The organism is Yoonia sp. F2084L, assembly GCF_023015625.1.
Taxonomy (GTDB): domain Bacteria; phylum Pseudomonadota; class Alphaproteobacteria; order Rhodobacterales; family Rhodobacteraceae; genus Yoonia.
In genome coordinates, this window is record NZ_JALKAH010000001.1 from 969,784 (window position 1) to 982,135 (window position 12,352).

Here is a 12,352-nt window from a genome sequence, read left to right on the forward strand (position 1 = left end):
CGGAATTTCGAAAATCATACCTAAAGGCGTGTTGCGGGGATGACCAGAGGGGCCACACATATGAAAGGCAAGATCACTTTGACATTCAGTTCACGGCACTGGCGCTACATCGGGAAAGGCAACAACCGACCCGTGCTATCCGTCGCGTCCGGGCTCATCGGGGTTGTCGCAGAACAATGCGATCTTGTTTCCGTGCGGGTCGCGAAGATAACCCACATAAAAGTGCGGGCCATAAGCTGCGCGAAAGCCCGGCTGACCGTCATCAGAACCGCCAGCAGCAAGGGCCGCGGCATGAAGATCACGCACCTGGTTTTGACTGCGCGCCTCAAATGCGACCATAGCGCCGTTCCCAGCCGAAGCAGGCCCACCATTGAAGGGTGATTTTACATAGAAATCTGGCGAAACAGCAGACTGGCCGGGTTGTACGGCCGGTATATAACTGAGGTCCCCATGATACCTCTCCACTCTGTAACCAAGAGCCGGCAGGACCGCAGAGTAAAACCGCTCCGCACGCGCGATGTCGTCTGCACCAACGGTGACATAGGCAATCATGAGGCGTGTTCCTCTCAGGAAATTCGTTTCGTGCAACGTAGGTACTGCATGACGATAAGCCTGAACACATCTCGGCTCAACAAAAGAGCAAGCGTTGAGGTCCCCGACAGCAAACGGCAGCGCACCTGAAACGATAGCCTACGTTGTTTCGTGAAACCGTCACCCGGACCGGCACCGTACAGTGATCGCGGTTTTAGGATTTGCTGAACAACGCACGAAGTCGACCAATAATCGGCAAAGTAACAGAATCCGACTTCTTGGCCTTGAGGTAGTTATATGTTTGTTCGCTGCGATCATTGGCGTTTCCAATTTGGCTTAGCTGCTCAAGGGCCGGGTCCGTCTTGATCTGGTCAATGCCTTCGAATTGAACCGAAAACCTATGGTTTTCGCCAAATTGCTGAAGACCCAACAACTGGCCCAGATCATCCACCTGCGTAAATGAGATGTTTAAGTCGGACAATGCCGGAAGGTCGCAAAGCGGCGAAAGGTCAGAAATTGGCGTGTTCCGTAACATCAGATGCCGCAGTTTTTTCAAGTCTTTCAGAGGTGTGAGATCAGTAATACGTGTTTCACTGAGTTCCAACGACCACAAGACAGGTTTGTTTTTGAGCGCTGAAATGTTGCTTACCCGTGTAAAGGCAAGCGACACGCGTTCCAGTTTCTGAAGGTCTTGTAGTGCCGTGATATCTTTGACGTTCGAGCGCAGAATTGATAGTCTTTTGAGGCCCGTATTTTGTTGCAGGGGGGTGATATCGCCGACCGGTGTTTCACAGGCTTCAAAAGATACAAGTGAAGTCAAATTCTCCAGCGGCGACAGATCACGCACATTGGTATCGCTGATACGTAGATGCGCTAACTTAGCACATCCGCGCAGCGCTTCGATGTTGGATATTGATGTACTATCAAGGACAATGTCCTCTAATTCAGTCAGCGATTCCAGCGCATCGATATTGTCGATCAGCGTATTTTGCATGTGCAAATGCTGCAATGCCTTGAGATTGCTCGCCGCCGAGATGTCGTTGACTTGTGACCAGGGGATATCAAGCTCGCGGAGCGCAGTAAGACCTTCTATACCTTGCAGATTTTCGATTTTGGTATTGGAAAGATTAAGCTTCTCAAGATTTGTCAGAGTGCGAAGCGGGGAAAGGTCGTTGATGTCCATATCTGACAGAGACAAATCTTTCAGCGACGTCAGATGTTCTACGGTCGCCAAGTCGGTGACGGGTCTACGGTCGATGTTAAGCGCTTCCAACTGAGGTAGCTTTTTGAGGATAGAGATGTCTTCGACATCGGTTCCATCGAGCCGGATCCTTAAAGGCCCATCCAACTGCGTGATGGATGGCGGGATATGGCGGAGTTTTTCGAAGCATTGTGCCGTCAGATCAAGCCTTGTCTTGCCAGCGCTTGCCACAGACGCGATTTCATCTTCGGCGGCTTTGTAGGCCTTTTCAGCTTCGTTCATTTTGGTCTCACAATTGTTGCAGGTTTTCATATTACCTTTCGCGGGAGCGAGTGTTATTCAATATCAAGACGACATGCTGCATTTGGTGTCATGGTGAGGCCATGCCATCGGCGTCGAAGCAGAGAATTTCGACGATACCGATATTGGCTCTCACTGATATCTGTGCTGCGTGGGGATAGCCTGCGCCAAAATGAGAGTCTGAAATAAATGAGCGTCCAAGAGAACTTTATGTCTTTGTCCCAAGATGAACTTAATGCTTTGAGCGAGGATCGGTTTTTTGCGTTGGTCGATGCAAAGGAGGCTGCCGGTCAAGTTCTTGTCGCGGATTGGAGCGGTCATCCTTTGAGGTTTGTCCTGACCAACGGCAGGGCCCTGATGGGTCACTGGCCCGGTAACTTCCTCAATCAAGGGGTCACGATTTTGGAAGGGGAGTGGGATGTCCATCTCAAATATTATGACGCCGACGAAGTGCGCGAGATAAATGCATTTCTAAGTTCGTTTGACATTAAAGCCGCGACAAGCGGGCAGGCGCGCAATGATCTTATCAAGGAAGCTTATGCTAGTTGCCCTGAAGATATACTGGACCAGGCCATAGACGCGGAAGTCATGCAGGCGTTTGATCGCATTAGCCAGTTCGTTGCGCAAACCATGCAGCGAGGCCATCTTTTGGGTCGCTACGTTTCATAGCTGGCCAGACTATTGGTCAAATCTCTACATCTTTGGTTTAAGGGTATCTCTTTGATGGATAGCTGTTTTGCCTTTCATCTCGTTGCAGCCCAGGGCTGTTGTGTCCGCAAAGCGGACCTGCCCGCAGCTCGCCATCAAGCTTCGCTTGAGAACATAAACCCTTGATATTTTGACTAATAATCACTGACGCGGCACCACGACGGCGCTCAGAGTTAACCATACCCCCGGTCCCCCACCACTACTGCGTGATTTCGGGCATCCGAAAGATCTGACCGGGGTAAATCAGGTCTGGATCACGGATCAAATCGCTATTGGCTTCAAAGACTTCGATGTAGAAAATGCCATTACCAAGGTTTTCTTCTGCTATCGCCCATAGGGTCGCGCCCGGTTGGACTGTGCGCACCGCAACTTCAAAGCCGTCCTGTGCTGTTTCCTCGGCCAGAACGGCGGCGACATCCTGCGGCTCTTCGCGTTTGAAGGGCGTCTCAAGCCGGGACACTACGCCGCCCTCTGCGTCCACCTCATCAATCCTCAAAGTATAAACGCCGGTATCAATTTCAGGCAGATCAATACGCCAGTCGCCACCTTCGGTCACTGGCGATGCGGTAATGGGTTCGTTGTCGATATAGACCTGTACGGCACCATCACCGATTGCACGGCCAGAAAGCTGCACCTCGCCTGCGGGATCATAGGTGATGGCATCAAGGGCCACGTTTTCTTCGGCCTCAGGTGCATCAAGGCTTGGGCCACCTTGCACGACACGGACACCATCCGCATCGGCCTGTAAAACCGTGGGTGGCGCAGGTGCGGCGATCACAGTGTCGACCTGCGGTGCTGCGGGTGGGGCCGGTGCATCATCGGCAAGGGCCGCAACCTCGGTATCCTCTGCCTCAACGACAGGCGCTTGCGCAACGATCACGGGGGCTGCGATCGGAGCCACCATGTAGCTGGTTGTCGACGCAATCGCAGCACCTTCGGGATCGGCCAAAAGCGACAAACGACGCGGCCGTTGGGATGGTCCCGCGACAGGCAGAGAAACAAAGTTGCCCTGCGCATCCGCGGTCACCCGGTCGATAGCGTCGCCGCCAAGGATGACATCAACCACCTGCCCCGGTTCTGCCTGACCTGCAATCACCATGCTGCCGTCAGGTTCAACCCTGAAGGTATCGAATTCGGGAACCTGCGGTGCAGCGGGTGTCTGCGGCAATTCAGGCGCTTGGGCAGCGACTTGAGGCGCAGGTTCTGCGGCCTCGGCGACGGATGCCTCTGGCGTCAGGGGCGCTTCCGCGATGTCGGGCTGTGGCATCAACACAAAGACGGCCACACCGATGATCACGGCGACAATACCGCCGATCACCACAGGTCCGGCACCTGATTTTGTCTCTTCTGTCACGTCTCTTCCCCTTGCAGCACCAAAGATCGGCCGCCCCGCCCACTTGTGGTTGAGGCACCTTAGCAACGCCGCTATGACCGGTCAAAGCGATGCTACAGTGAAGGGATCACAATGTCTGCATATCCAAAATCAGTTTGTGTATACTGTGGCTCTCGGGACGGCAATGAGCCGGAGTATGCGCAAGCCGCGCAGGCAACGGGGCAAATGCTTGCGGGCAATGGCTGGCGCCTGGTTTATGGCGCAGGCGACGTGGGGCTGATGGGCCGGGTTGCAAATGCGGTCCAGAACGCCGGCGGGACGACCTTTGGCGTCATCCCTACCCACCTGATGGACTGGGAGGTCGGCAAGCGCGATCTGGATACATTCGTGGTGACCGAGACGATGCACGAGCGCAAGAAGGTCATGTTCATGAACGCCGATGCTGTCGTGGTCTTGCCCGGTGGCGCGGGATCACTGGATGAGTTCTTTGAAGCGCTGACATGGCGGCAGCTCAAGCTGCACGACAAACCGATCATCCTACTCAACATCGACGGCTTCTGGGATCCGCTGTGCGATCTGTTGCAACATGTGGTCGATAGCGGTTTCGCGGGCAACGATGTTCTGGGCTTTGTGCAAGTGGCCGAGGATGTCGAAGCGCTGGAAGATGCATTGCAGACAGCGCTGGCCTAGGGCGAAGCGTAACGGCATATGGGCGATTAGGTGTGTTATTTGGTTATGCATGGGACCAAGAAGATGTGCGCTAGACATCTGGTTCTCAGCCGTGCGGGACTTTGCTGCTGTTGGCCACAGTTGTCTGAAAGGCTGCTTTCATCTAACCATTTGTGTGAAAGACTGTTTCAGTCTTTGCTGGCTGAGCTTGCAAATGGCCAACGGTCCCATGGGAAAGATATAGTATTGTTTAAGAAACTGGCCCTTCCCATAGTCATAGTGGCAGCTGTCACGCTGACCCTGGCTCTTTCTTTCATAATACGAGAAAAAATAGCTTCATCTAAATACAGGCTATCCGAGGATGGGCAGGACTACCTGATGGCCTGCCAAGGTGCTTTTGCGGCCTCTTGGCGAGAGGATGACGGCCTAGTGAGTTATCTAAAAATTATGCACTATCCAATGGCCTTGCGGGGATGCAGTTGTGTGGCCGCTCCTATCGCAGCATCTCAGCCAGATGATGTTGAGACGGCACACATCATCTTTGTCGCTGTGAATAAAACTATGGGCGATGCGTCAGATGACTTACTGTCCGAAGTGAGAGCGCTTGGCGACGAACTTGGCATTTCAGAAGCGAGATTGACTGAATTGGTCAACGCAAACGGAGATGCGATTAAGGCGTGTTCTTGAGGCTTAGATCAAGAATTACTGGGCCGCTGGAAGCTCCCTTCCACTGCCAATTACTAAAATATCTGAAGGGAAGTACATCTTCTTCCTAAGAGCGGTCCTTCGTACAATGTGCAGCATCGGTCGATTTGGGCTCAAAGCCGTCATTCCTGACACAAACATCAACGGGTGCACTTGCTCCAGAACCCTATCCCGCCGCCATCAACGCCGTGTAGCGTGTGAGTGAGATGTTGGACCCACAAGCGATAATCCCAACCTGACGCCCAGCCAGATCATGTTGAAGCGGACCGATGATCGCCGCAAGGGACGCAGCACAGGCAGGCTCTGCGGTGATCCGCAAGACGTTTTGGTAGATATCCATCGCCGCCAGCATCTCGCGGTCTTCGATTTTCACGATCCGATCCACATGGGCCTTTGCTGCGGCATATGTCAGTGGCATTGCCAAGGGTGCGCCAAGGCTATCTGCAATGGTCGCGACCTTCTCTATCCGCACGGCTTCACCAGCGGCAAAGCTTTGCGACATGCTGTCAGCACCATAAGGCTCCACCCCAATCACCGTCGCTGCCGGGTTCATTTGTTTGATCGCGCAGGCCATCCCACTGATCATCCCGCCTCCGCCGATGGGGATGACGAATGTGTCAATTTGCGGGGCCTGCATGGCATATTCATAGCCGCACGTGGCCGCCCCCAAGATCATATGCGCCGCCTCAAACGGATGCATCAGCACGCGTCCCCCATCGGCGGCGTCATTCATCGCAGCAAAGGCCGCCGCCATATCATCGTGCAAAGTGACAGTGGCCCCAAGCGCCTCGCACCCCGCAATACGGGCAGGATCCGTCGCCTTGGGCATAGCGATCAACGCGTTCACACCGGCCGCCTTTGCCGCCCATGACACCGCCAGCGCATGGTTGCCCCCACTGGCCGCCACAACACCCGCCCCGCGCTGCGCGGCATCCAGACGACGGATACCCAACAAGGCACCCCGCGCCTTGAATGACCCTGCCTGCTGAAACAACTCCAGCTTCACCGTCACGCCTGCACATTCCGGTAAAACGTCGTCCCAGCGAGCCGATGCGAGCGGCAGAACAGGCGTTTCCATCAAGTCGGCCTGCACCTCAGTCTTGGCGGCGATGATCTCATCTAAACTTGGTCCGATCATCACATTCTCCCACGCAAAAGGCCCGCGGAAAGATGTCCCACGGGCCTTGCAGATTGTCCAGATGGACTGGGTTTACATGCGCGAGGCGACGTTTTCCCAGTTCACAAGGTTATCAAGGAAGTTTGTCAGATAGACGGGACGCTTGTTGCGGAAGTCGATGTAGTAGGAATGCTCCCACACATCGCAACCCAGCAGCGCTGTCTGACCAAAGCAGAGCGGGTTCACGCCGTTTTCGGTCTTGGTCACAGTCAGGGAGCCATCAGCGTTCTTGACCAACCAGCACCAGCCGGACCCGAACTGACCGGCACCAGCCGCGCTGAACTGCGATTTGAATTCGTCAACAGACCCAAAGCTCTCGGTCAGGGCTGTCTCAAGCTCACCCGGCATCGCGCTATCGCCCGGCCCCATCATTTCCCAAAACTGGTTGTGGTTCCAAAGCTGGCTGATGTTGTTGAAGATACCGTTCTGGGCGACAGCGTTCTTGTCGTATGTGCCAACGATGATCTCTTCGAGGGACTTGCCCTCCCACTCCGTGCCTTCGATCGCCTTATTGCCATTGGTGACATAGGCGTTGTGGTGCAGGTCGTGGTGGAACTCGAGGGTCTCGGCGGACATGCCTTTGGACGCAAGCGCATCGTGGGCATAAGGAAGATCAGGGAGTGAGAATGCCATGTGATCGGTCTTTCTGTGTTGATGAAAGTGATATCCGGATAGATGTCACATGCAGGGCGAAGGTCAAGGGGGGCAAACACTATCGGCGCATCATGCCGTATGCAAAGCAGCCGAACTCAAATCGTTGTTCAGCAAAATGCCGGAGCCATTCAGCGACACTTGTCCCACTCTATGAGTTGATGCAACACTGTTTACCTAGGGTAAAACCCTTTTCGCCGCAGGGTTTGCAGTCAATATAGGCACGGCGAAACCTGTTTTGGGAGGAGCGTTCATGACCATCAAGTCCGAAAACGCCAAGCCAACTGATGATCCGGCGCCTAAGCGGGTCAGCGGCCCAATGGTCAACAAAATTACAGCGGATGATATCACGGCGTCACTAAAAGCCGGGTTTTCCGACTTTCTTGCTCATCCTATCATGAGCGGTTTCTTTGGCCTTTTTTATGCGCTGTTCGGCATCCTATTCGTTTGGGGGCTTGTCTGGCTTGGCAAGGTTTGGATGGTCATTCCGGCCGCTTTGGCATTCCCACTGGCTGCACCTTTTGCCGCCGCAGGACTTTATGAAATGTCGCGGCGGATACAATCGGGGAACAGTTTTGGCTGGGCAGAAATCCTCACTGTCATGGCTAATCAGCGCAAACGTGAACTGGGCTGGATGGCGTTTGTCGTCCTTTTCATTGTTTGGATATGGTTTTACCAGTTCCGCACTGTGCTTGTCATCGTCCTGCAGAACGCGTCCTTCTCAGATTTGGATGGGTTCTTGAATATCGTGCTTTATACACCGCAAGGCTGGACATTCCTTGCCATAGGCACGTGCGTTGGTGCCGTCTTGTCTGCGGTCCTCTTTTCGGTGAGCGTCGTTTCTATGCCGATGCTTCTTGATCAAGACGCGGATTTTGTGACCGCGATGCTGACCTCTGTACGTGCCGTGACCCAGAACCCAGCCGTCATGCTTGCTTGGGCCGCAATCATTACCGTGACCATGCTACTTTCACTGGTCCCGGCATTCCTTGGCCTGATCTTCACCCTGCCGATCCTTGGGCATACCACATGGCACCTCTACACGCGGGCGGTCACACCAGCAAAGGATTAATCTGGCAGGCGAGCGAGCAAAGCCGTTAGCTGAAATGCCCAACGGCACCCGCCTTCGCCGATGCCACCAACAAATCAAACGCATACCCCGCCACAGAGCGGAAGCAGATCACTTCAAACGTATCCGCATCCCGCATCCAGAAGGCTGCTGCCACCTGCCCCAGTCGCGTCCGCCGGAAATCGCCGGGTTTGAAGCTGTCGGGATGCAAATCCGCCGGGGCGAGTTTCGCGATCACCTCGCGGGCGAACGTTCCTTCCACAAAAATCACCGCCCGTGCGTCCGAGACGTTTTCGGCCAGATAATGCGTGCCACCCAGCGCCGCGTCGATCTTTGCCAGGGCATCTACGGCCTGCGAATAAGGTACAAGCACCAACACCTCATCAGGTGACATCCAGCACAGGCCTTTGTCGCCTTCGCAATGCGCCTTGCCTTGATCAGGCATCTTTGCACCCGTCAATGACGTGCAGACCTTGCGTAGTTTCTTATCGCTCAAATCACCACGCAGGATGATCATCCCGCGCAAACCCGCCTCGCGGATCGTTACTTCACCAGGGGCAACCTTGCCTTGTAATGCGCTGACAGCATCAGACATTTTGCTTCTCCCCTTCTTTGTCATAGAACACCGGATCAACGATCTTGGCACGGACAGTCGTGCCGTCCACCTTGTTGAACTCAATCACCTCGCCCATACGTTCCGGCCCTTTGTGCACCAGCCCCATCGCGATGCCGCGTTCAAGGTTTGCCGAATAGTAGGTCGAGGTCACACGCCCTTGGGTATTGCGCTGCCCATTTTCGTTTTCACCTTCGGCGATCGCATAGGCGCCATCGGGCAAGACCGAGCCATCTTCAGTTTCCAGCCCGACCAACTTCCACCGGTCAGCGTTCGCCATGTGGCTGCGCTCATGCGCGCGCTTGCCTAAGTAATCTTCTTTCTTCTTCGACAGCGCCCATTGCAGGTTCAGGTCCTGCGGGATCACCGTCCCGTCCGTCTCATCCCCGATCATAATAAAGCCTTTCTCGGCCCGCAGGATGTGCAGGGTTTCGGTACCATATGGCATGATCCCAAACTCCTGCCCCGCTTCCATCAGCGCATCCCAGAAAGCGGCACCCTGCCCGGCAGGTACTGCGATTTCATAGGATAGCTCACCCGAAAAGGAGATGCGGAAGACGCGCGCATCAAACGCACCGATCTTACCCTCGCGCCACTGCATGAACGGTAACGCCTCGGCTGAAACATCCATCCCACCCAGCTTGCGCAGCAGTTTGCGTGCATTCGGGCCGACAACAGCGATCTGCGCATATTGCTCGGTCACATTGGCGACATAGACCTTCCAGTCCCACCATTCGCATTGCAGCCAGTCTTCCATATGCGCGTGGATATGCTCTGCCCCGCCTGTGGTCGTGTGGCAAAGCCAGGTATCCTCAGCCATGCGCACCACAACGCCATCGTCTATCAGGAAACCGTTTTCGGAACACATCAGACCATAGCGGCATTTGCCGACAGGCAGCGTGGACATCATGTTGGTGTACATCATGTCCAGAAACTTGCCCGCATCCGGCCCTTTGACGATCAGCTTGCCAAGGGTCGACGCGTCAAGCAGGCCAAGGTTCTCGCGCGTGTTCTTGACCTCGCGGTTAACCGCGTCATGCACACTTTCACCGGGACGTAGATAGGCGAAGGGCCTGCGCCATTGGCCGACAGGCTCATTGTCAGCGCCGTTCGCGTTTGACCACGCGGATATCGGGGTAATGCGAATAGGCTGGAACAATTCATCCCGCGCCGCACCCGCGATAGAGGCCATGGAGATTGGCGTGTAAGGCGGACGGAAAGTGGTCGTACCCACATTCGGAATATCGGCGTTCAAGGACTGCGAGAGGATCGCAAGACCATTGATATTACTCAGCTTTCCTTGATCCGTCGCCATACCGAGGGTGGTATAACGCTTGGTGTGCTCGACACTCTCGAACCCCTCTTGCGCGGCCAGTTGGACATCACTGACCTTCACATCATTCTGGAAGTCCAGCCAAGCCTTGGAGCGCAGTGCATGGCTCGCCCCCTGCGGCATCAACCAGACAGGAGAGATCGGTCCTTCGGCTGCATCCTCACCCATCGGGGCCTGTCCACCGCGCTTGGTATGGCCCGCTGCCTTGGCCGCAGAGCGCCCAGCCGCCCAGCCATCGCTGACAGCCTCTGCTGTAAACAAATGCCCGTTGGCTATACCTGCCGTGATCACAAAGGGTTCTCCGTCAGCGCCTGTCGGCGCGCGTTCGGGGTCAGGTCGAAACATCACTTGCGCGGGATCCCAGTTCAGCTTGCCGCCACAGTGTGACCACAGGTGCACAACCGGGGACCAGCCGCCCGACATCGCGACACAATCGCATTCAATCTCTTCCAGCACAGCACCTTCGCCGGCCTGCGCGCACAGCGCCACACCAGTCACACGCTTGCCGCCTTTGACCTTTGCGATGCCCTTGCCCATCTCAACCCGTATTCCCAAGCCGCGGGCACGGTCGATCAAATCACCGTCTGCCTCGACCCGAGCATCAACGATAACGGGAACATCGAGCCCCGCCTCCTTCAGCACAATCGCCGTGCGATACGCATCATCATTGTTGGTCACAACAACTGTTCGGTCGCCCACGGAAACGCCGAAATTCACCACGTAATCGCGCACGGCAGAAGCCAGCATGACACCCGGCAGATCGTTTGCGGCAAAGGACAAAGGCCGCTCAATCGCGCCTGTCGCAGTGACAATCTGCTTGGCGCGGATACGCCACAAACGGTGGCGCGGGCCGTCTGTATCAGGTGCGTGATCAGTCAAACGCTCATAGGCCAGCGTATAGCCGTGATCATACACACCTGCACCCATGCAACGCAGGCGCATGTCAACATTCGACATATCTTCAAGAGCTTCCACGGTGGTGTTAATCCACTCTTGCGCGGACAAACCATCAATATCTGGCGTGTCCACAACTGCGCGCCCACCCCAATCAGCGGTCTGCTCTACCAAGAGCACCCGCGCACCACGCTCACCGGCAGCTTTGGCCGCAGCAAGACCCGCAATGCCCCCGCCAACGACCAAAACATCGACGTGGCAGTGAAAGTGTTCATAGGTATCCTGATCGCGATCCTTGGGCGCTTTGCCCAGACCCGCCGATTTGCGGATCACGGGTTCATAGACATGTTTCCAGAACGCCCGCGGATACATGAACATCTTGTAGTAGAAACCCGCAGGCAGGAACCGCGACAGATGCGTGTTGATCGCGCCCACGTCAAACTCCAGCGAGGGCCAGTGATTTTGCGATTGGGCGGTCAGCCCGTCAAACAGCTCGGTCGTGGTGACGCGCGCGTTAGGCTCAAAACCCGCGCCTTTGCCCAGATTGACCAAGCCATTAGGCTCTTCCGCGCCGGATGCCACAACACCACGCGGGCGGTGATACTTGAACGAACGGCCCATCAGCATCTGATCATTCGCCAACAAGGCTGAGGCCAGAGTATCACCTTCAAACCCGCGCAAGTGCTTGCCGTTAAAGGTGAATGAAACGGCCTTGTCTTTGTTGATCAGGCGGCCTTGCCTTTCCAAACGGGTGCTCATTGGACATTCCCCCAAGACCAACCGGGTCGTTTGGCCGTGATTTTATCTTTGATGTCCTGCGGTGGCTCCAGCGTCTGGGCCGGATAGGTGCCAAAGACCTCTAGCGTGTTGGTGCAGCGCGCCGCCAGAAACCACTTGCCGCAGCCATAGGCATGCCGCCAGCGTTCAAAATGTACGCCTTTGGGGTTTTCGCGCATAAAGAGGTAATCCTCGAAATCATCATCCGTTGATCCGGGGCCTTCCCGCTTCAGATGGGCTTGGCCGCCTGCGTGCAGATCGGTTTCGTCGGCGTCAACGCCACAACATGGGCAATGCAGGATCAGCATGGGCAAAACTCGGGGCTATTGAATGCAGTGATATCCCATGCACAAAAGGCGCGCGCATCGCTGCGCACGCCTTGAGGTGGTCG

The 12,352-nt window shown here is 55.5% G+C and carries 12 protein-coding genes; 4 read left to right on the top strand and 8 right to left on the bottom strand.

Going from position 1 to position 12,352, the window contains the following annotated elements; genetic code table 11:
• Positions 1-135 precede the first annotated feature (135 nt).
• Together MWU60_RS04785 and MWU60_RS04790 are read right to left on the bottom strand one after the other, a co-directional pair.
• The gene (locus tag MWU60_RS04785) at positions 136-552 is read right to left on the bottom strand and encodes a VOC family protein (RefSeq protein WP_247225982.1); all 417 of its coding nucleotides are present in this window, start codon (positions 550-552) and stop codon (positions 136-138) included.
• Between the two features lie 193 nt (positions 553-745).
• Complete coding sequence (locus MWU60_RS04790; protein ID WP_247225983.1) at positions 746-2,014, bottom strand: leucine-rich repeat domain-containing protein; 1,269 nt, start codon at positions 2,012-2,014, stop codon at positions 746-748.
• A 207-nt stretch (positions 2,015-2,221) separates the two neighbouring features.
• Between MWU60_RS04790 and MWU60_RS04795 the strand changes: the two genes are divergently transcribed.
• A complete protein-coding gene (locus MWU60_RS04795) occupies positions 2,222-2,701 on the top strand; it encodes a DUF1877 family protein (protein ID WP_247225984.1) in 480 nt (159 codons plus the stop codon).
• A gap of 238 nt (positions 2,702-2,939) precedes the next feature.
• Here MWU60_RS04795 and MWU60_RS04800 read toward each other — a convergent pair whose 3' ends face one another.
• The gene (locus MWU60_RS04800) at positions 2,940-4,094 is read right to left on the bottom strand and encodes a LysM peptidoglycan-binding domain-containing protein (protein ID WP_247225985.1); all 1,155 of its coding nucleotides are present in this window, start codon (positions 4,092-4,094) and stop codon (positions 2,940-2,942) included.
• Positions 4,095-4,205: 111 nt separating this feature from the next.
• Between MWU60_RS04800 and MWU60_RS04805 the strand changes: the two genes are divergently transcribed.
• Both MWU60_RS04805 and MWU60_RS04810 read left to right on the top strand, forming a co-directional pair.
• Positions 4,206-4,763: a TIGR00730 family Rossman fold protein gene (locus tag MWU60_RS04805; protein WP_247225986.1), complete on the top strand. Its 558-nt coding sequence runs from the start codon at positions 4,206-4,208 to the stop codon at positions 4,761-4,763.
• 225 nt (positions 4,764-4,988) lie between these two features.
• A complete protein-coding gene (locus MWU60_RS04810; protein ID WP_247225987.1) occupies positions 4,989-5,429 on the top strand; it encodes a hypothetical protein in 441 nt (146 codons plus the stop codon).
• Positions 5,430-5,613: 184 nt separating this feature from the next.
• Here the strand turns inward: MWU60_RS04810 and MWU60_RS04815 are convergent, their stop codons facing one another.
• A complete protein-coding gene (locus tag MWU60_RS04815; protein ID WP_247225988.1) occupies positions 5,614-6,585 on the bottom strand; it encodes a pyridoxal-phosphate dependent enzyme in 972 nt (323 codons plus the stop codon).
• Positions 6,586-6,657: 72 nt separating this feature from the next.
• Complete coding sequence (locus MWU60_RS04820) at positions 6,658-7,257, bottom strand: superoxide dismutase (RefSeq protein ID WP_247225989.1); 600 nt, start codon at positions 7,255-7,257, stop codon at positions 6,658-6,660.
• A gap of 271 nt (positions 7,258-7,528) precedes the next feature.
• Here MWU60_RS04820 and MWU60_RS04825 point away from each other — a divergent pair, with 271 nt between their 5' ends.
• Entirely contained in the window at positions 7,529-8,347 is an 819-nt protein-coding gene (locus MWU60_RS04825) for a DUF2189 domain-containing protein (protein WP_247225990.1), read from the top strand.
• A gap of 25 nt (positions 8,348-8,372) precedes the next feature.
• Here MWU60_RS04825 and MWU60_RS04830 read toward each other — a convergent pair whose 3' ends face one another.
• The 3 genes from MWU60_RS04830 to MWU60_RS04840 are packed head-to-tail and all read right to left on the bottom strand — an operon-like array spanning position 8,373 to position 12,269.
• Entirely contained in the window at positions 8,373-8,939 is a 567-nt protein-coding gene (locus MWU60_RS04830) for a sarcosine oxidase subunit gamma family protein (protein ID WP_247225991.1), read from the bottom strand.
• On the bottom strand, positions 8,932-11,943 hold the full coding sequence (locus MWU60_RS04835) for a sarcosine oxidase subunit alpha family protein (protein ID WP_247225992.1): 3,012 nt from the start codon (positions 11,941-11,943) through the stop codon (positions 8,932-8,934). The genes MWU60_RS04830 and MWU60_RS04835 overlap by 8 nt, the downstream gene beginning before the upstream one ends.
• A complete protein-coding gene (locus MWU60_RS04840; protein ID WP_247226178.1) occupies positions 11,940-12,269 on the bottom strand; it encodes a sarcosine oxidase subunit delta in 330 nt (109 codons plus the stop codon). The genes MWU60_RS04835 and MWU60_RS04840 overlap by 4 nt, the downstream gene beginning before the upstream one ends.
• Positions 12,270-12,352 lie beyond the last annotated feature (83 nt).